The 19,815-nt window shown below is 43.5% G+C and carries 15 protein-coding genes; 6 read left to right on the plus strand and 9 right to left on the minus strand.

The window, feature by feature from the left end; all coding sequences use genetic code 11:
• Window positions 1–157: 157 nt before the first annotated feature.
• Window positions 158–937, minus strand: a complete 780-nt coding sequence (gene ybfF / locus BDE27_RS10680; RefSeq protein ID WP_099131127.1) for an esterase — start codon at window positions 935–937, stop codon at window positions 158–160.
• A 259-nt stretch (window positions 938–1,196) separates the two neighbouring features.
• Here ybfF and seqA point away from each other — a divergent pair, with 259 nt between their 5' ends.
• Window positions 1,197–1,730: a replication initiation negative regulator SeqA gene (gene seqA, locus BDE27_RS10685; protein ID WP_074018432.1), complete on the plus strand. Its 534-nt coding sequence runs from the start codon at window positions 1,197–1,199 to the stop codon at window positions 1,728–1,730.
• 93 nt (window positions 1,731–1,823) lie between these two features.
• Complete coding sequence (gene pgm, locus BDE27_RS10690) at window positions 1,824–3,464, plus strand: phosphoglucomutase (alpha-D-glucose-1,6-bisphosphate-dependent) (RefSeq protein WP_099131128.1); 1,641 nt, start codon at window positions 1,824–1,826, stop codon at window positions 3,462–3,464.
• Window positions 3,465–3,525: 61 nt separating this feature from the next.
• Here pgm and BDE27_RS10695 read toward each other — a convergent pair whose 3' ends face one another.
• Entirely contained in the window at window positions 3,526–3,954 is a 429-nt protein-coding gene (locus BDE27_RS10695) for an EamA family transporter (RefSeq protein ID WP_099131129.1), read from the minus strand.
• 530 nt (window positions 3,955–4,484) lie between these two features.
• Here BDE27_RS10695 and pulA point away from each other — a divergent pair.
• Window positions 4,485–7,283, plus strand: a complete 2,799-nt coding sequence (pulA, locus tag BDE27_RS10705; protein WP_099131216.1) for a pullulanase-type alpha-1,6-glucosidase — start codon at window positions 4,485–4,487, stop codon at window positions 7,281–7,283.
• Between the two features lie 54 nt (window positions 7,284–7,337).
• On the opposite strand, the gene kdpD is transcribed toward pulA, so the two are convergent.
• The 5 genes from kdpD to kdpF are packed head-to-tail and all read right to left on the minus strand — an operon-like array spanning window position 7,338 to window position 14,552.
• Window positions 7,338–10,040: a two-component system sensor histidine kinase KdpD gene (kdpD, locus tag BDE27_RS10710; protein ID WP_099131131.1), complete on the minus strand. Its 2,703-nt coding sequence runs from the start codon at window positions 10,038–10,040 to the stop codon at window positions 7,338–7,340.
• Window positions 10,027–10,626: a potassium-transporting ATPase subunit KdpC gene (gene kdpC, locus BDE27_RS10715; RefSeq protein ID WP_099131132.1), complete on the minus strand. Its 600-nt coding sequence runs from the start codon at window positions 10,624–10,626 to the stop codon at window positions 10,027–10,029. Before kdpC ends, kdpD begins: the two co-directional genes overlap by 14 nt.
• Before the next feature lie 55 nt (window positions 10,627–10,681).
• Entirely contained in the window at window positions 10,682–12,748 is a 2,067-nt protein-coding gene (gene kdpB, locus BDE27_RS10720) for a potassium-transporting ATPase subunit KdpB (RefSeq protein WP_099131133.1), read from the minus strand.
• A 16-nt stretch (window positions 12,749–12,764) separates the two neighbouring features.
• Window positions 12,765–14,462, minus strand: a complete 1,698-nt coding sequence (gene kdpA, locus BDE27_RS10725) for a potassium-transporting ATPase subunit KdpA (protein ID WP_099131134.1) — start codon at window positions 14,460–14,462, stop codon at window positions 12,765–12,767.
• Entirely contained in the window at window positions 14,463–14,552 is a 90-nt protein-coding gene (gene kdpF, locus BDE27_RS10730; protein WP_065814091.1) for a K(+)-transporting ATPase subunit F, read from the minus strand.
• A 351-nt stretch (window positions 14,553–14,903) separates the two neighbouring features.
• Between kdpF and BDE27_RS10735 the strand changes: the two genes are divergently transcribed.
• Together BDE27_RS10735 and BDE27_RS10740 are read left to right on the plus strand one after the other, a co-directional pair.
• Window positions 14,904–15,113, plus strand: coding sequence for a YbfA family protein (locus BDE27_RS10735; protein ID WP_099131135.1), 210 nt, complete (start codon window positions 14,904–14,906; stop codon window positions 15,111–15,113).
• 209 nt (window positions 15,114–15,322) lie between these two features.
• On the plus strand, window positions 15,323–16,066 hold the full coding sequence (locus BDE27_RS10740; protein WP_099131136.1) for a type 2 GTP cyclohydrolase I: 744 nt from the start codon (window positions 15,323–15,325) through the stop codon (window positions 16,064–16,066).
• Window positions 16,067–16,097: 31 nt separating this feature from the next.
• Here BDE27_RS10740 and BDE27_RS10745 read toward each other — a convergent pair whose 3' ends face one another.
• A complete protein-coding gene (locus BDE27_RS10745; protein WP_099131137.1) occupies window positions 16,098–17,246 on the minus strand; it encodes an MFS transporter in 1,149 nt (382 codons plus the stop codon).
• A 119-nt stretch (window positions 17,247–17,365) separates the two neighbouring features.
• Between BDE27_RS10745 and BDE27_RS10750 the strand changes: the two genes are divergently transcribed.
• The gene (locus BDE27_RS10750; protein ID WP_099131138.1) at window positions 17,366–18,151 is read left to right on the plus strand and encodes an AraC family transcriptional regulator; all 786 of its coding nucleotides are present in this window, start codon (window positions 17,366–17,368) and stop codon (window positions 18,149–18,151) included.
• 101 nt (window positions 18,152–18,252) lie between these two features.
• Here the strand turns inward: BDE27_RS10750 and BDE27_RS10755 are convergent, their stop codons facing one another.
• Window positions 18,253–19,536: a citrate synthase gene (locus tag BDE27_RS10755; protein ID WP_099131139.1), complete on the minus strand. Its 1,284-nt coding sequence runs from the start codon at window positions 19,534–19,536 to the stop codon at window positions 18,253–18,255.
• Between the last annotated feature and the right edge of the window lie 279 nt (window positions 19,537–19,815).

The following is a 19,815-nucleotide window of genomic DNA, read 5'->3' on the forward strand; positions in this document are numbered from 1 at the left end:
TTTATCTGTAGGATATATTATTTAATATTGGTGTGATGATTACTAATTGCTTTTTTATTTTTTACATATTAAGGTGCCAGTAATGAATTGGATATAATTATTTTTATATTAACTCTTTATTTTATCAACCCATATTCAGATGGGTTGATATCCATAATTATTTTGTGTCTAAAAAGCGATGAATTGCCCTGAGTACAGCTTCAGGTTTTTCTGCATGTACCCAATGCCCACAACCAGCTACAACCCATGCTGTTGCTTGTGGAAATTGGTTGATAATATCTTCCCGATATTCTTCAGTAATATAATCTGAATTTCCACCACGGATAAACAGGGCGGGTTCATACCATGCAGGAATAGTTTCCCAGCCGATAATTTTTTCGTACTCTTTTTGCAAAACGGATAAGTTGAATTTCCATTCCCCTTGACGGAATGATTTCAGTAAAAATTGAATAACACCCTCTTCCCGAATATCCTGGTGCATAATATCTGCTGCTGCTTGTCGGGTTTGTACACCGGCGGTCGTGACTTTGTTCAGTGCTGCGAAAATGCTGTCATGGCGGCGAACCGGGTAAGCGACAGGAGCCATATCAATCACCACGATTTTTTCAATCCGTTCTGGCGCAATAGCTGTCATGGTCATGGCGATTTTGCCACCCATGGAATGCCCAATAATAATGGCGTTGGGCACACTTAGCTCATCAAGCAGTGTCAGGACATCCTGTGCCATATCGTGATAATCCATATTTTCCATACGTGGTGAAAGACCGTGGTTACGTACATCGATTTGAATCACCGAATAATGTTGCTGTAAATCACGCCCCAATACTCCCAAATTGTTTAAATCTCCAAAAAGCCCATGAATCAAGACAATGGGAGTTGAAGATTGCGGATTTTCTACAGTGTGAAGATGATAATTTAATTGACGATTTGATTTCATGATTTGCCTGAATTTAATACCATTTATACAATGTTTAATATTGAGATGCTTAATATCATGATGCGTGAATTGTGACAAACTCAATGGGATGAAATAGTTGTAACTAATTGATTTATTTTAAAGGAAAGTCGCTTTCCTAAAGATTCTCAATTTTTAAAGGAATCACTTTAAGTTATTGAAAGTTTAATTGTTTTGTTTTGTGGCATTATATCTTATAATCCCAAGATAATTTTTTCATTAAGAACAGTACTGGATAGAAATGAAAACGATAGAAGTTGATGAAGAACTTTACCGCTTTATTGCAAGCCAAACTCTGCATATCGGTGAAAGTGCATCTGATATTTTACGGCGCATATTGAAGTTAGACGCCGGGCAGCCAGTACAAATTACAGAGCCTGCCAACGACCCTGCACCTGTTGTTAAAACCCCTGTTGCCCGTTCCCGTGATGCTGTCCGTGTTATTCGTGAATTATTGCTTTCTGATGAATATGCTGAAAAGAAAAAATCTGTTGAACGTTTTATGCTGATCTTGTCGGCATTGTATAGCCTGAACAGCGAGAATTTTTCTAAAGCAACGGAAGCGATGCATGGCCGCACCCGTACCTATTTTGCCGGTGATGAGTACACCTTATTGGCTAGGGGTAAGCAAACTAAGCCACGTCATATTCCCGGTACACCTTTTTGGGTGATCACTAATACCAATACTGACCGTAAACGTAGCATGATTGAACATATTATGCAGGATATGAAGTTTCCGGCAAATTTGATTGAGAAAGTGTGTGGCACTATTTAATTCAGTTAGTTGCCCTACTACTAATACAATCGCTTAGTTTATTAGTACTGCGCTGGCGATAAGTCAGTGCGGTTTCCCAGGAGAAATAATAAAGTGGCAATTCATCCAAGGGCAGGGCAGCTCGCCCAGCAGCATGATTTAATCAATATTGCTCAGCTCACTTCACAGTATTACACCTTACAACCACATCCTGAAAATCCAGCACATAAGGTCAAATTTGGTACTTCTGGCCATCGTGGCAGTTCTGGGCGTAGTAGTTTTAACGAAGCGCATATTCTGGCTATTTCGCAGGCGATTGTGGAAGTTCGTTCGCAACATGGGATTACTGGACCATGTTATGTGGGCAAAGATACCCATGCACTTTCAGAAGCGGCATTTATCTCCGTATTGGAGGTGTTAACGGCAAATGGTGTGGATGTAATTGTGCAGGAAAATAATGGGTTTACACCGACTCCTGCCATTTCTCATACCATCTTATGCCATAACCGTCAGGGAAAAAGTTCGGCTGATGGTATCGTGATTACGCCATCCCACAACCCGCCAGAAGACGGTGGTATTAAATATAATCCGCCTAACGGCGGACCCGCCGATACCGATTTGACGGCAATCATTGAACAACGTGCAAATGAATTATTGGCCGTTGGTCTCAATGGGATCAAGCGCCTGCCTTATGAACAGGTATTAAAAAGTGAATATCTGCATGCCCAGGATTTGATCGATCCTTATGTCACTGCTCTGGGTGAAGTTGTGGATATGGCGGCGATCCAACAGGCAGGTTTAAAGATTGGTATTGATCCACTGGGCGGCTCAGGGATCGCCTATTGGCAGCGGATTGGGGAATATTACAATCTCGATCTGACACTGGTTAATGATAAGGTCGATCAGACATTCCGTTTTATGACATTGGATCATGATGGCGTGATCCGTATGGATTGTTCATCCCGTTGGGCGATGGCGGGGTTACTGGAGCTGCGTGGTAAATTTGATTTAGCCTTCGCCAATGATCCTGATTATGACCGTCATGGGATTATTACACCGGCTGGTTTGATGAATCCCAACCATTACTTAGCAACGGCTGTCGATTATCTATTCCGTCATCGTCCACAATGGCCGAAAAATATCGCAGTGGGTAAGACACTGGTTTCCAGCGCCATGATTGATCGTGTTGTAGCCGATCTGGGACGGGAATTAGTAGAAGTTCCCGTCGGTTTTAAATGGTTTGTGGATGGATTATATAAAGGCCAGTTGGGCTTTGGTGGAGAAGAAAGTGCCGGAGCATCTTTCTTGCGCTTTGATGGCACTCCGTGGTCAACCGATAAAGATGGTATCATTCTTTGCTTGTTGGCTGCTGAAATGACCGCAATGACTGGTGAAAATCCACAGCAACGTTACGATAAATTGGCGGCCAGATTTGGCACACCAAGCTATAGCCGTATTCAGGCTCCAGCGACTCATCAGCAAAAAGCATTGCTGTCTAAATTATCACCGGAAATGGTCAAGGCCGACATATTGGCAGGTGACCCGATTACTGCCCGTTTGACCACTGCATCGGGCAATGGTGCTTCCATTGGTGGCTTGAAAGTGATGAGTGACAATGGTTGGTTTGCTGCCCGTCCTTCTGGTACGGAAGAGGCCTATAAAATCTATTGCGAAAGCTTCCTTGGTGCGGAGCATCGTGAAAAAATTGAACAAGAGGCACAGGAAATCGTCAATCAGGTATTTGCTGCGGGTTGATTGGTTTCTATTTCTGGCTGGAAAAACACAAGCCGTAGCAGTTGCTGCGGCTTCTTTGCTTTTATCCCAAAGCAACCATCAAAGCGCCTATGGCAATCAGTACGACGCCAGCGGAAGTCACCAGAGAAATTTTCTCGCCAAATAGAATTACCGCCAGAACGACGGCAAATACCACGCTCAATTTATCGATAGGAGCAACCTGGGAAACATTACCATGTTTGATCGCTAAAAAATAGAATAGCCAAGAGAGGGCTCCGGCAAGACCACTTAATAGGATAAACAGCAGCGCCTTACGATTGGCAAGAATTTCACTGATAAGAGTCAATTTTCCCTGCACAGCGACAACGCCAACCAGAAACAGTGCCATAATGACAGCACGAATAGCGGTTGCCGTATTGGCATCCAAATTTTGCAACCCAATTTTTCCAAAGATAGCCACCAGCGCTGCTGTTAGTGCGGAGAGTAAGGCATAAATCAGCCATGTACTCATATTCAATGAATCCTGTGTTTGATATTAACGTGTTTGTATCAGAGGAGTGAATCATAGGCTAATTTTGTTGATCTGAATATATAGAATTCCATTAAAATGCTAAAAATTTTTATGCGCTTTATTCTTCGAATGGCTGCAACTTTTAATTATGTGAAAGTACCATTAATTAAAGATCGCCCAAAGAGTTGTAAATTAATCCATGCAAAAAAGCAGACCAAGTTTTTTTGCAAAATGCCTTTTATGATGAACATCACAGAAAGTAACTCATCCTTTATTCTCCTCCTGATATTTATTAATAAAGGATGAGGTGAACTTATCTAATACAATGTTTAATCATTATTTTCATTTTATTAAAAATAAAATAGTTGATGTGATCTTTCTATTAAAAAGGTTTGACTATGAAATCTGACTTTTGGAGAAAGGTTTATCTTATTGTATTCGGCAGCTTATTCATTTTATCACTGACAAGTTGCGTACAAGATAGCGATATACAAAATAAAAATCATTCGCTCAAAACCCAGGAGGAACTGATGGCACCTAGTTTGAAGCAAATATCTGGTAGTGAACAAATCTACCGTTGTCATTCTGAGTCAGAAATTTCTCAAGCTTCCGCACATTGGGTTGATCGACAAACATTATTATGGTCAGGTGGGGCAGGCCAGCCTATTGTTCGCTTATACTACAATCACGACACTAAGGTAAAGTCCAATGACCAAGGTTATTTTACCGATAAGTATCTGGCGTTAACACCGACAAACTTAAATCAAGAAACAGCGAGGAGATTTCCTCATCTGGCAAAATGGGCAGTATTCCGTCTACCAGAAGGAACAGATATTGATCTTCTTCTGACCGGAGATTTGGTGGCTTTGGCTGCTAATGAGCAAGGTTTGCTAATATCAGCAACTCAAGTACAAACGGCGGGTGTGTTGGATGATCGTTTCGCTGATGCTGCTGATAAGCTGGAATATGGGGCACGGATAAACGATAAGGGGGTGATTTTCCGCTTATGGGCACCAACTGCCCAAGAGGTGGACTTGGTTCTTTATAATCAAGATAAGCAAATTATCGCCAATTATACAATGGAACGCGATACCGCGAGTGGCTCTTGGTCATGGCAAGGCGATAAGAAATTGATTGGTGCTTACTATCGTTATGCCTTAAAAGTCTACCATCCATCTTCCCGTAATGTGGAACGTTATGAAGTTACCGATCCCTATTCTTATAGTCTGTCCACTAATTCAGAATATAGCCAGATTGTTAATTTGGATGATACATCCTTAAAACCACAAAACTGGGATAACCTGTTGACGCCACGCCCGCAAAATACACCAATGGATATTGCCAGCATGGCTATCTATGAAGCACATATTCGTGATCTTTCCGTTGCAGACAGCACGATACCAGCAGCCTGGCGTGGTAAATATCTGGCTCTGACTGACAAGAATAGCGATATGTTCAAGCATCTTAAGGCATTGAGTCAGGCGGGAATGACTCATATAGAGTTATTGCCTGTGTTTGATATCGCTTCCATTAATGAATTTAGCCATCAGGTGGCTGATCTTGATCACCCTTTTAAACGTCTATGTCAGGTCAATCCAATGGTGAAAAATAGCCGTTTTGCGGGTTATTGCCATAGCTCATTGACTGTACGGGAGGTTTTGCAGCAATTGCGGTTTGATGACAACATCAATAATCCGCAGGTACAAGAATTAAATACGATGGTGGCAAAGACGGATTCCTATAACTGGGGCTACGATCCGTTTCACTATTCAGTACCGGAAGGTTCTTATGCCACTGATCCAGAAGGTTCCAGTCGCATAAAAGAGTTTCGCTCTATGATACAGGCTATCAAACAGCAATTGAGTATGAATGTGATCATGGATGTTGTCTATAACCATACCGATGCGGCAGGCTCTGCGTCCCGAACGTCAGTGTTGGATAAGATCGTGCCTTGGTATTACCACCGTTTAGATGAAATAACAGGCAATGTTGAAAATAATACCTGTTGTGCTGACACTGCGCCTGAACACCGTATGTTTGCCAAACTGATTGAAGACTCACTGGTAACCTGGGTTAAAGATTATAAGATAGATGCATTTCGGTTCGATTTAATGGGTTATCACCCCAAAGCGCAAATTATATCGGCACTAGAAAAAGTACGAACTATTAACCCATCGATCTACTTTTTCGGCGAGGGCTGGAATTCTGGGCAGGATGATCGGTTTGAAACCGCATCACAAGTTAATCTTAAAGGGAGTGGTATTGGGACTTTCTCTGATCGGTTACGAGATGCGGTACGTGGTGGCGGGCCTTTTGATGTTGCCGATAGTATTCGCAGTAATCAGGGAGTAGGCAATGGTGCCGAAATATTACCCAACGAAATTTCTGACTTAGATACAGATCAAGTTCATCATTTATGGGATCTGGTACGTCTTGGCATGGCTGGTAATTTGGCGGATTTCGTCATGATCGATAAAGATGGAGAGGTAAAAACAGGCAGGGAAATTGATTATAAGGGTACTGCTGCGGGTTATGCATTAGATCCCATTGAAGTACTGAATTATGTATCTAAGCACGACAATCAAACATTGTGGGATATTATTAGCTACAAAGCTGCCCAAGAGGCGGATTTGGTGACGAGGGTTCGTATGCAGGCGCTCTCTCTTGCAACGGTATTCCTTGGGCAAGGTTTGGCTTTTGATCAACAAGGGTCAGAATTATTGCGTTCAAAATCATTTACCCGTGATTCTTATGATGCTGGCGATTGGTTTAATCGTGTTAGCTATGACTATAAAGACAATAATTATGACGTGGGACTACCTGAACGTGATAATGACGGCAAAAATTATCCACTGATTAGTCGGGTGAAAAATCAGGTGGAAAAACCAGGCCAAAATGAATTATTACAGATGATGGCGTTTTATCAGGAGCTATTGCGTTTACGTCAATTTTCACCACTGATGACACTTGGCGATGGTGTTGCTGTCAAGCAGCGTGTTGATTTCGTTAATGTTGGTTCTCATCAGCAACTTGGTTTACTGGTCATGACGATTGATGATGGCAATATGACGTCGGGTGATCGTGATTGGCGGTTTGATGGTTTAGTCGTCGTCATTAATGCTGCACCTTGGTCGGTAACTGTCAACGAGCTTAATGTCGAAGGGCTGAAATTAAATGATATTCAACGTGAATTAGGCGAAGCATCTTTGGCGGCGGGAATACAAATAACAGAAAATGGTGAGGTAATCATGCCTGCATGGTCAGCAGCCGTGTTGGTTCTGCCACAAGAAGGAATTCGTGGAACAGGTTTGCCTGTTCGTAAGAAGTAACGAAATCAGGTATGGTATTTGAGTAATTGAGTTTTGGGGCGGACTCATTTTTATTTACATCTTATTGAGAGCATTTTCAATTTTTGGTGGCTCTTCCAACGGCAGAAGAAAATGAAAACTGATCCCGCCTTTTTTATTGTTAGCCACCCATATTCTTCCACCGTGGATTTCAATAATGGAGCGACAGATCGCCAAATCTAATCCGACACCAGGGATAGTCGCTTCTTTGCTGGCGCGTGAGAACTTATCAAAAATAAGCTTTTCTTGCCTTTGTGGAATTCCTGTGCCTGCATCCCAAATTTCAATATGTATCTGTTTTTTTTCTATTGTGGCTTGTATACCCAAGGGAGTTTGTTCATTGGTGTATTCAATGGCATTTTCCAGCAGGTTGATAAAAACACGTTCCAGTAAGGCGGCATCACAGTGCAGCAATAAATCATTAGGTAAAGAAAGTTCTACAGTATAGCGATTGAGGGTATGTTCCAGAGAGTGCAAGGCATTGCCGACAATGTCTTCCAGTGGATACCATTCAAGATTAAGCTGAATGCCACCTGATTGCAGTCGTGCCATATCAAGCAGGTTATTGACCAGTCGCGAAAGACTGAGAATTTGTTGGCGAATTTGGTTAACTTGCTGGGTATGGGGTGAACTTTCTGTCGATAAATCCAACATCAGTATTTCAGCCTGCCCGAATAGTACGGTCAACGGAGTAAGCAAGTCGTGAGATAGTGCTGCCAGTAATGAATTACGCAGCTGCTCCCGCTCAGTTTCTAACCTGGCAGATTCTGCACTGCGGGTAAGGTGCAGGCGTTCCAGCGCATTGGCAATGAGTCCCGTGAAGATTTGTAATAGCCGCTGTTGTTCCGGTACTAGTAACTGGCGCTGGTTAGGGGATTCAATAGCCAGAACGGCAAAAACCTGCGAGGGCGTAGCGATAGGCAATAATTGATAAGGGACACCCGGTAATGTATCAGTACCAGCTCCCGCAGGTTGTTTTTTCTCAAAACACCATTTGGCGATCGCTTCATCGATCTGCATTTGACCACCATTATGGGATTTAACTTGATATAAATGTCGGTTGCTATCTGGCAGCAGCAGACCCGTTTTTGCCTGAAAGCTATCGGAGAGAAAGTGATAGCTGATACGGGCTACGTCTTCTTCGTTCAGAACTTTGCTCAGTGTCCGAGTTATTTCATATAAGTGCCGTGTTCGTTGTTCGCGATAACGGGCTACTCTGGCTTGATAGCGTATACCTGCGGTAAGGTTTCCAACAACTGCCCCGACAATCAGCATTACAACCAGTGTGAGCAGATATTGTATGTTTTTGACTTCCAATGACCAACGTGGTTGGACAAAGAAAAGATCAAAACTGATGACATTGACAAAAGCAGCAAAGACAGATGGCCAACGACCATAAAACAGCGCGATGATGACAACACCGAGCAGGTAGAGCGCCACCAGGTTGGCTTTATCAAGGGTCAGTAAGAAGGTTCGGGAAAAGAGGGTAATCAGGGCACAGAGTACAATAGCCATCAAAAAACCCTGAATCGGGACTCGCCATTTATCATTGAATGTTCGGTTATCTTTTGGCTCTTTGTCTCCGTGTTTTTTATCTTCCAACGCGACAATAATCAAATCCAAATCAGGGCCGAGTTTTCCCAGACGCTCTGAAAAGTCACGATACCATTTAAAGCCGAGAAAATTTACCTGTGAATTGTAATAGCGGCCAATAAGGATTTTACCCAAGTTATGTTCTCTGGCGTAGCGCAGGATGGCTTTTTCTTCATCAGAATCGGAGAGTGTTGCGGTTTCAGCGCCCAGATCTTGTGCTAACTTTAAGGCTTGCAAAATGGTACGTCGTTTACCTTCTGGCAATCGATGTAGTTTGGGGGTTTCAACGTAAACAGCATGCCAGGTACAGTTGAGTTTTGCTGCCAGGCGAGCGGCTTTTCGAATCAGTTTTTCATTGCCGGCGTTGTAGCCAATACACAGCAGTAAATTCTCTTGTGTATGCCATACGGGTTCTTTTCCTCGAGTATCACGAAAAGCACGCATTTGGTCATCTACGCGATCTGCTGTGCGACGCAGGGCCAATTCACGCAGAGCAATCAGGTTCCCTTTGCGGAAAAAATGTTCAATGGCACGCTCTGCCTGACCTGAAATATAAACCTTGCCGTCATTGAGCCGTTGACGCAGATCATCAGGCGGAAGATCGACCAGAACCACATCATCGGCCTGATCAAATATATGGTCAGGAACGGTTTCCCGTACGCGAATACCGGTAATACCGCCGACAATATCATTCAAACTTTCCAAATGTTGCACGTTGATGGTTGTCAGTACATCAATGCCAGCTTCCAGTAATTCTTCGACATCTTGCCAGCGCTTCGGGTGGCGGCAACCTTTAGGGTTACTGAATGCCAGTTCATCCATCAGAATAATGGCCGGATGGCGGGCAAGGGCGGCATCAATATCAAATGCCGCTATCCTGCGTTCATTATGGCGGAAATATTTTGCGGGTAATTGGGGTAACCCTTCCAGTAGGGCTGCGGTTTCTTGTCGATCATGGGTTTCAACAACACCGACAATGACATCTAACCCTTGCGCCAGCAGTCGTTGAGCTTCTTGCAGCATGGCATACGTTTTGCCGACCCCCGCACAAGCACCAAAAAATATTTTTAGTTTGCCACGTGGTTTTTCGTTTGCCAGTGTCAGTAATTCATCAGGATCAGGGCGATGTAGTTCATTTTGTTCCATATCTTAATCTGCCTTTTTGGTTCAGATTATCCAACGCCAGATTCAGTTCCAGTACATTGACTATGGGCTGCCCCATATATTCCAGCAGGGGATATTGAATATGTTGCTCAATGAGCTTATGGATGATTGCAAGTGGCATATGACGGGCTATCGCCACTCGTTGTGCCTGGAATTCAGCCGCTTCAGGGGATATATGGGGATCGAGCCCACTACCCGATGCCATGATTAAATCAACAGGGATTGGAGAATTTTCGGGATAGTTAAATAAACGTACCTGGATAATGTGTTGGTGTATTTTACTGCTCAATGCAGGGTTGGTTATAGCAAGATTACTGCCTCCAGATGACAGGGTGTTGTACGGTTTTTCGGCTGTCATAGAAGGTCGCCCATGAAAATAGATGGCTTTGGTAAAATTTTGACCAATTAATTCAGAGCCAATCCATTTTCCATTCTGCTCTATTAGCGAGCCTTTAGCTTGATGGGGAAATAAAAATTCTGATATTCCCGTCACCAGTAGTGGATAGGCAATCCCCGTGACTAAGCTAAGAAATACCAGCAGAACAATGGAAGAACGTAACCAGATCATTTTTCATCACCTTATTTGAAGCCCGATTTTTAAATACGCTGTAGTGAAAAGATCGTTAGTTAAACATTAAGGCAGTGAGCAATATATCAATCAACTTGATACCCACAAAAGGCACCAGCAGGCCACCAAGGCCATATACCCACAGATTCCGGCGTAAGAGTGACAATGCATTCATTGGGCGATAATTGACACCTTTTAGAGCCAATGGCAGTAAAAAGATTATGATTATTGCATTGAAGATAACCGCAGACAGTACCGCAGATTCTGGAGAATGCAGATGCATGATGTTCAACACATTAAGTTGTGGATATGTGACCGAAAAGGCGGCGGGAATGATGGCAAAATATTTAGCAATATCATTGGCAATACTGAATGTGGTCAAAGCCCCGCGGGTCATTAGCATCTGCTTGCCGATATGGACAACCTCGATCAACTTGGTGGGATTGGAGTCCAGGTCAACCATATTGCCTGCCTCTTTCGCTGCTTGTGTGCCTGAATTCATGGCAACGGCAACATCTGCTTGTGCCAGCGCGGGTGCGTCGTTTGTACCATCACCCGTCATGGCAACCAGGCGCCCTTCGGATTGATATTGGCGGATAAGAGCGAGTTTCGCTTCGGGAGTGGCTTCTGCCAGAAAGTCATCAACACCCGCTTCGGCGGCAATTGCCGCAGCAGTGAGGTGATTGTCACCCGTGATCATGACAGTCTTGATCCCCATTTTGCGCATTTCACTGAAGCGTTCTTTAATTCCGCCTTTCACAATATCTTTTAAGGCAACAACTCCCAAGACTTGCTGATTCTCAGCAACAACCAAGGGGGTTTCTCCCTTATGCGCAACTTGCTGTACCAATTGGTCAATCACATCTGGGAAATGGCTATGATTAGCTTCAATATGGCGGCGAATAGCATCGACAGCACCTTTGCGGATCATGCGATTACCAATATTGACGCCACTCATGCGGGTCATTGCAGAGAAGGGGACAAATGTCGCTTTTAATTCTCGAAGATCACGTTCACGCATATTGAAACGTTGTTTCGCCAAAATCACGATACTACGCCCTTCAGGGGTTTCATCTGCAAGGGAAGAGAGTTGAGCAGCATCAGCCAACTGCCGTTCCGTTACATCTGGTGCAGGTAAAAATTGGGATGCCTGACGATTACCTAGCGTGATAGTGCCAGTTTTATCGAGTAGCAAAACATCGACATCCCCAGCGGCTTCAATGGCTCGCCCGCTGGTGGCAATAACATTGGCTCCCAACATCCGGCTCATACCCGCAACGCCAATCGCTGACAGTAATCCACCAATCGTGGTGGGGATTAGGCAAACCAGTAAGGCAATCAATACCGTAAGTGTAATAGGTGCGCCAGACTGGTTAGCCTGGACACTGAACAAGGAAAAAGGCAGCAAGCTTATACAGACCAGCAGGAAAATAATGGTCAGTGCAGTGAGCAGAATGGTGAGGGCTATTTCATTGGGTGTTTTACGTCGCTTAGCTCCTTCAACCATTGAGATCATTCTGTCTAAAAAGGTTTCTCCCGGATTGACTGTGCATTCGATGATTAACCAATCTGATAAAACTCGCGTACCGCCAGTGACAGAAGAAAAATCGCCGCCGGATTCGCGGATAACTGGTGCAGATTCTCCTGTAATAGCGCTTTCATCAACGGAAGCTCCTCCTGCAAGGACTTCTCCATCACAAGGAATAATTTCTCCTGCTTCCACTAGCACAATATCACCTTTGCGCAAAGTGTCAGAAGTGACTTTTTCTTTTGTAGCCTCACGGCTGGATGATGTCAGTTTGGTCGCCCAATTAGTTCTTTTTACACCTTTCAGGCTGGATGCTTGAGCTTTGCTGCGTCCTTCAGCCAGCGCTTCTGCAAAATTGGCAAACAGTACGGTAAACCATAGCCAGAGAGCAATGGCACCGGTAAAGAGCGTGCTGCCCGTTAATTGTCCTACTAATATACCGATCCATAAGATAGTGGTCAGGCAACTTCCCACATAAACCACGAACATGACCGGATTGCGCCATTGTTGAGCCGGATGGCATTTTTTTAACGAATCGATAAATGCATGACGAATTAAAGTCGGTTCAAATAATACTTGTTGTTTATTTTTCATACGTTATCTCACATTCTCACGGCCAAAGTTGTAGGTGTTCTGCGATAGGGCCTAGAGCCAGGGAAGGAATAAACGTAAGGGCACCAATTAGTAAAATGACCAGAATTAATAATCCGATGAAGAGCGAGCCGTGGGTCGGTAAAGTGCCACTGCTAATCGGCTGGCGTTTTTTGTTAACCATGGAACCTGCGATTGCCAGAACAGGCAGAATGAGACCAAAGCGCCCAAGAAACATGATGACGCCCAACAATAGGTTGTAAAAGACATTGTTGGCGTTGAGTCCGGCAAAAGCACTGCCGTTGTTGTTGGCTGCGGATGAGAAAGCATAAAGCACTTCGGTGAAGCCATGAGCGCCGGGATTTGCAATAGCACTGCGACCTACGTCGATTGAAATTGCTAGAGCGGTGCCCAATAAAACAAGCGAAGGAGTGATTAAAATCGCCAATGCGACCATTTTCATGTCATAGACATCGATTTTTTTGCCTAAGTATTCTGGTGCGCGGCCAATCATTAAGCCCGCAATAAATACAGCAAGCAGAACGAACAGTAATATGCCATAAAGGCCAGAACCTGCCCCACCGAATATGACTTCCCCAATTTGCATCAACCAGAGCGGTATCATGCCACCCAGTGCAGTAAAGGAGTCATGCATCGCATTTACGGCACCACAGGAAGCGGCTGTCGTCACAACGCTATAGAGAGAAGAGGCAAGGATACCAAAGCGGGCTTCTTTGCCTTCCATATTAAAGTGGTTACCGATATTGGGATGTATGAGCTGGGCATTGCCTGCGGTTTCGGCATACATCACAACGCTGGTAGCAATAATGAAAATAATGCTCATTGCCCAGAGCAGGGTATATCCCTGTCGATTGTCGCCAACAACCAGACCGAATGCGAAACATAATGCACAAGGGATCAGGAAAATGGCCAGGATCTGGACAAAGTTACTAAGTGAAGTTGGGTTTTCAAATGGATGGGCTGAGTTTGCCCCAAAAAATCCTCCACCATTAGTGCCCAAAAGTTTTATAGCTTCTTGGGAAGCGACTGGCCCCATAGGCAGCAATTGTTGTTGCCCCTCAAGAGAGTGGATGAGGACATAGGGAGAAAAGTTTTGGATAACGCCCTGACTGACAAAGAATAAGGCCACAATAATCGCAAGCGGCAGCAAGAGATATACAGTGATGCGTGTGATGTCGATCCACGCATTTCCCACTGTTTTAGTGCCTTGACGGGAAAACGCCCGCATTAAGGCAAAAGCCACAGCAATTCCCGTTGCCGCAGACAGAAAATTTTGAACAGTCAATCCGGCCATTTGGCTCAGGTAACTGAGGGTATTTTCTCCGCTATAAGCTTGCCAATTGGTATTAGTGATAAAACTGATCGTGGTATTAAGGGCCAGATCCCATCTCATGCCAACAAAATGTTGTGGATTCAGTGGCAGATGACCTTGGTTGATCAGCAGCATAAACAGTAGTAATAGTCCGGCTATGTTGAATATGAGGATGGCGAGAGCATACTGCCACCAGTTCATTTCTTTGACATTACTACCAGGTTTCTTCAGGCCACAACAACGCCACAGGATGGTTTCTGTTTTTATCAGCCAGCGAGGTAGTTCTCCTTCGACGAGCCTGGCAATCAGGATACCAAGCGGTTTACCCAATAGAAATAGTATGAGCAGGAAACTGGCAATCAGTAAAAAAGCGGATATTGCCATTTAGAAATCCTCCGCATTCAATAACGCATAAATGAGATAGCCCAGTAATAGCGTCACCAGAAAAATGCCAAGGATCAGGAAGATATTCATGGTGGTGTATCTCCTTGCTTATTTCTTCAAGAAATAGTCAGTTACAGCATAGAAATACCATACAAAGAAATTATTAAAAGGGTTCCTGAAAACGTAAAAAAAGTATAAGTGATCTGTGGAATTCATCGACAAAGCATCATAAGGCAAGTGTAGCAAACCATGTCGAGTTAATTTTTTGTTTTCAATTTGTTTGTTTTGTTTCTGTTTAAGTGTGATTTTGTAATTAAATTACTCAATCAGAGAAAAAAGGTGATTTATACCACTAAAAAAGTGGTCGGATGAGTAGTAAATTTTCATTTTATCAGATAAAATTTTATGCATATTACAGGTTAAGCCCATGAGGGGGTATCAATGTCTATATATCGTGCATACTCTTGGCATCAGATTCTCTTGCGGCGTATTGGCGCTATATCACTGGGTGCCATTGCGCTTCCTATTATGCTGTTTCGTCGTGATCGTGCCCGCTTTTATAGCTATCTGTATAAAGTATGGCGAAAAACCAGTGATAAGCCAGTATGGCTGGAATGTTCAGAAATGACTTTAGAGACTCGGAATCGCTAAAATGGCATTATGACTGAGAGCCTAACCGGGCATTTTGAATATAACATCTTGAACTGTAGTATCTTGCATATAGTATCTTGGCACCTTGTCGGTTTATGCTGGCAAGGTGTTTTGTTTTATATTGGATTTATAACCAATCTATTTTGACTTAATCCATGGCAGGTATGTATTTTATGATGAAGAAAATGCTAAGTGACAAGGGGAATGTGATGAACAATGTTGAATTGGAGCATGTGCTCAATACGGAATTGAAGATCCGCGAATTTCAAGATTACGCTCCCAATGGATTACAGGTGGAAGGCCGCCCTCATGTTCAACGGGTAATTACAGGCGTGACAGCCTGTCAGGCACTGTTGGATGAAGCTGTTCGCCTTGAGGCGGATGCTGTCATCGTTCATCATGGATACTTTTGGAAGAATGAATCTCCTGTTATCCGTGGCATGAAGCGTCGCCGTTTGCAAACACTGCTTTGCAATGATATCAACCTGTATGGCTATCATCTTCCGTTAGATGCCCATCCTGCTTTGGGTAACAATATCCAATTGGCGCGTCAGATGGGAGCAAAGGTTATCGGCGAGATTGATACTCTTCTTCCTCATGGTGCTTTTGATCAGCCTATTACACCGACAGAATTGATTGAACGTCTTGAAAAAAGCCTGGAGAGAAAGATACTGCATTGTGGTGATAATGCACCAGAAGAGATCCGCACACTGGCATGGTGTACAGGCGGTGGTCAAAGTTTTATTGAACAGGCGGCAGAGTTTGGTGTTGATGCCTTTGTGACAGGAGAGGTATCAGAAAAAACGATCCATGTTGCCCGTGAAATGGGACTGCATTTTTTTGCGGCAGGGCACCATGCGACAGAGCGCTATGGCATCAAAACGCTCGGTGAATGGCTGGCAAATAATTATGGATTGGATGTGACTTTTATCGATATTCCCAATCCGGCTTGATTTTTTAGCTAATCTATATAGCCCCTGGATTTTATTTCCATTTTGGGAGTTGGGGCTTTTTATCTTGCAAGAGAGATAAAACAATCATTGCGATCCCACAACATATTAATACGCTGCCTAATGCCTGACTCCAGCCTGCCAATGCCAAACCAAGTCCCAGCAGCAAATAGTAAAATAACCCAAGTAAAGCACCGGCTGTACCTAGCCTATCTGAATAGTTGGTCAATGCAGAAGCTAAAATATTCGGGATCGCCAGCCCATAAGCGATAACTATTCCCAATATCGGAAAAATAAAGAGCCAGCTATTTTCGAGCAGGTATACACCGATCCCACTGAATAAACTGATTAATGAGGCAAGGGCAACTAATTGGGTTGATATCCATTGTTGCTTTAATAGATATTTGTTTAATAGCGAGCCTAATACAACGCCGAAAGTTAATAACAAGCCAGTATAACCAAATATTTTCTGTGATAACCCAAATTGTTGGAAACGAAATGGCGCTAATTGGTAATAGCTGAATAAACAAATATTGAAAAATGCGATCAAAAACGCATTTCGCCAAATTGAAATATCTTTAAGCATCATAATTACTGTGCTGAATAAAGCCACTTTTGTTACGTCAGTCGGCCTGGTTTCTGGTAATCGGGCAATAGACCAATAGATCAGGATAATCGCCAGAATAATTAACCCAGCAAAGACTGCTTTATAGCCAGCAAAATAGTTCAATGTTGAACCACTGAGCATGCCAATGGCAGGGCTGATTGCTAAGGCAATTCCCATGACAGAAAAGACACGTGCTAACTCTTCCCCACGATAAGTATCACGCATAATGGTTTGTGTGCCGACAGAGCCAACTGCGGCCCCGAAAGCAGACAGCATTCGGGCAACGAGTAATAACCAAAATTGTGGTGTCAATAATGCCAGCAGGGAAGCGAGGCCATAGAGTGATAGACCAGCAATAATAGTTGGGCGTCTGCCAATGACATCACACATACGTCCCCATACGACAACACCAAGGGCAAAAGCAAAAAAATAGAGTGATAATGTTTGAGCAGCTTGCTCTGGGTTGACGGAAAATCCAGCGGCAATATTGGTTAATGCGGGACTATAGATGGTTTCTACGATCTGCGGGAACATCATCAAGGCAATAGCAAGCCAAAGTGATGGTTTAGTTTGCATGATTTTTTTCTTTTGCTGATAAGTAATGACTTGAAAGATTAGCATTATAATTTTTGTCTTTTTATGATAATAAAGACTATTTGTTTATTTAATCGGACATTAAATCAGTAGGAATGAGCATGGCATGGTTGCAACAAAGTGATTATTTTGATCCTGATAGCTTGGATATGCCTGTGATAGGGATCGCAGCAGAGATGGGGCAACACGATTCTGGCTTTCATCAACATGATATGGGGCAATTATTGTTTACCCAGCGGGGCTGTATCAAGATCACATTGGCAAACCAGATTTCTGTTCTGCCTCCAACCAGAGTGGCATGGCTCCCTCCAAAGACACGGCATCGGGCAGAAATGCGTGGCTCAGTAGGTTACCGTTCTATTTATTTAAATTCTAATTACTTGAAATCTCATGAATTGGAGTTACTTTCGACACAAAGTGAAGTATTGGAAGCCACACCACTATTACAGGCTCTTTTAGAGCGTATCGCAGTGTCTTCTTTTGACTCTGATTGGGAGCAGGGAAAAGGAGCAAATTTGTTGGCATTATTTTTTGATGAAATTCGCGAGGCGCGTAGGGAACCAACCTTATTGCCGCTGCCGTCTGATCGGCGGTTAACACATTTGCCATTTGATCAGTTGCCATCACCATTACACAGACTGGCTACTTATATTGGTGCCAGTGAGAAAACCATTACCCGGATATTTCAACGTGAAACAGGAATGAACTATCAACAGTGGCGGCAACAATGGCGATTGGTAAAGGCGATAGAGTTATTGGCGCAGAATAAAACGTTATCCTATGTTGCACAGGAACTCGGTTTTGCCAACGATAGTGCATTTGTGACATTTTTTCGCAAAATCATGGGGAAACCGCCAAAGGAATATATGGCTGGCTCAGAGAGATAAAGCAAAAATACACCCCTAATCTCAGAATAAAAACTGGCATAAGAGGTGCAGAAATACACTATTCAACATGTGCCAGAATATGAATAGTGTTATTGATCAAATTACTTTTCCAACTGGCTCTTGAAATCGCGTTTCGTGTGACCAGTATAAAGCTGCCGTGGACGTGCGATCTTCAAGCCTTCATCGTGCATTTCATTCCAGTGTGCAATCCAGCCAATAGTACGGGCCATAGCGAAAATCACGGTGAACATGGTTGACGGAATACCCATGGCTTTCAGGATAATGCCTGAATAGAAGTCGACGTTTGGATACAATTTTTTCTCAATGAAGTATGGGTCATGCAAGGCAATGCGTTCTAACTCCATGGCCACTTCCAGCAGACTGTCATTCAGACCAAGCTCATTTAGCACTTCATGGCAGGTTTCACGCATCACTGTCGCGCGAGGATCATAGTTTTTGTAAACACGGTGACCAAAGCCCATTAGGCGGAAAGAGTCATTTTTGTCTTTGGCGCGAGCGATGAATTCAGGAATGTGTTCGACAGTTTGGATCTCCTCCAGCATCCGCAAGCAGGCTTCATTTGCTCCACCATGTGCTGGTCCCCAGAGGGATGCAATACCCGCAGCAATACAAGCAAATGGGTTGGCACCAGAAGAGCCCGCAGTACGTACTGTTGAAGTTGAAGCATTTTGCTCATGATCTGCATGCAGAATGAGAATGCGATCCATGGCGCGTTCTAATACTGGATTAACCTTATACTCTTCACACGGTGTTGAGAACATCATGTACAGGAAGTTAGCAGCATAAGACAGATCGTTGCGTGGATAAACGAAAGGTTGCCCAAGGGAATATTTGTAACACATTGCCGCAACAGTTGGCATTTTGGACAGTAGACGGTAAGCAGTGATTTCACGGTGACGAGGATTATGGACATCCAGGGCATCATGATAGAAGGCAGCCAGTGCGCCTGTAACACCACAAAGTACGGCCATTGGATGGGAGTCACGGCGGAAACCGTGGAACAGACGAGTGATCTGTTCGTGGATCATAGTATGGCGAGTCACCGTAGTTTTAAATTTTTCGTATTCTTCGGGAGTGGGTGGTTCGCCATATAGCAGAATGTAACAGACTTCCAGATAGGTCGATTCCGTTGCAAGCTGATCGATGGGAAAACCACGGTGTAGCAAAATGCCTTCATTGCCATCAATATAGGTGATTTTCGACTCACAGGAAGCAGTGGAAGTAAAACCTGGATCATAAGTATAGAAGCCTTTTGAGCCGAGGGTACGAACGTCAATCACTTCAGGACCTAGGGTTGGCGTTAGTACGTCTAGTTCGATAGCAGCTGAACCATTTATGTTCAACGTAGCCTTTTTATCAGCCATTTATATCTCCTTAGCGCTTATTTTTATAACCCCTAACAACCAGATAGGCGCAATTTATACTGTGCCGAAAGCATTGTGCTACCGGAGAGAATTTAAAATCAGGCTGGTATCACATTTAACGCTGAAATCTCATTACGGACGACAATGGTTTTCAGGTTGTTAAAAAGTTTTTGGAAGTTATGTTTAAAGTATTATTGACATAAAATGTTATCATTTTGTGCTTATATGATACTTTTGCATAACTTTTATTTTTCGTTAAGATTAATTTTGCATCATAAA

The organism is Xenorhabdus ehlersii (genome assembly GCF_003610465.1).
GTDB classification, from domain to species: Bacteria; Pseudomonadota; Gammaproteobacteria; order Enterobacterales; family Enterobacteriaceae; genus Xenorhabdus; species Xenorhabdus ehlersii.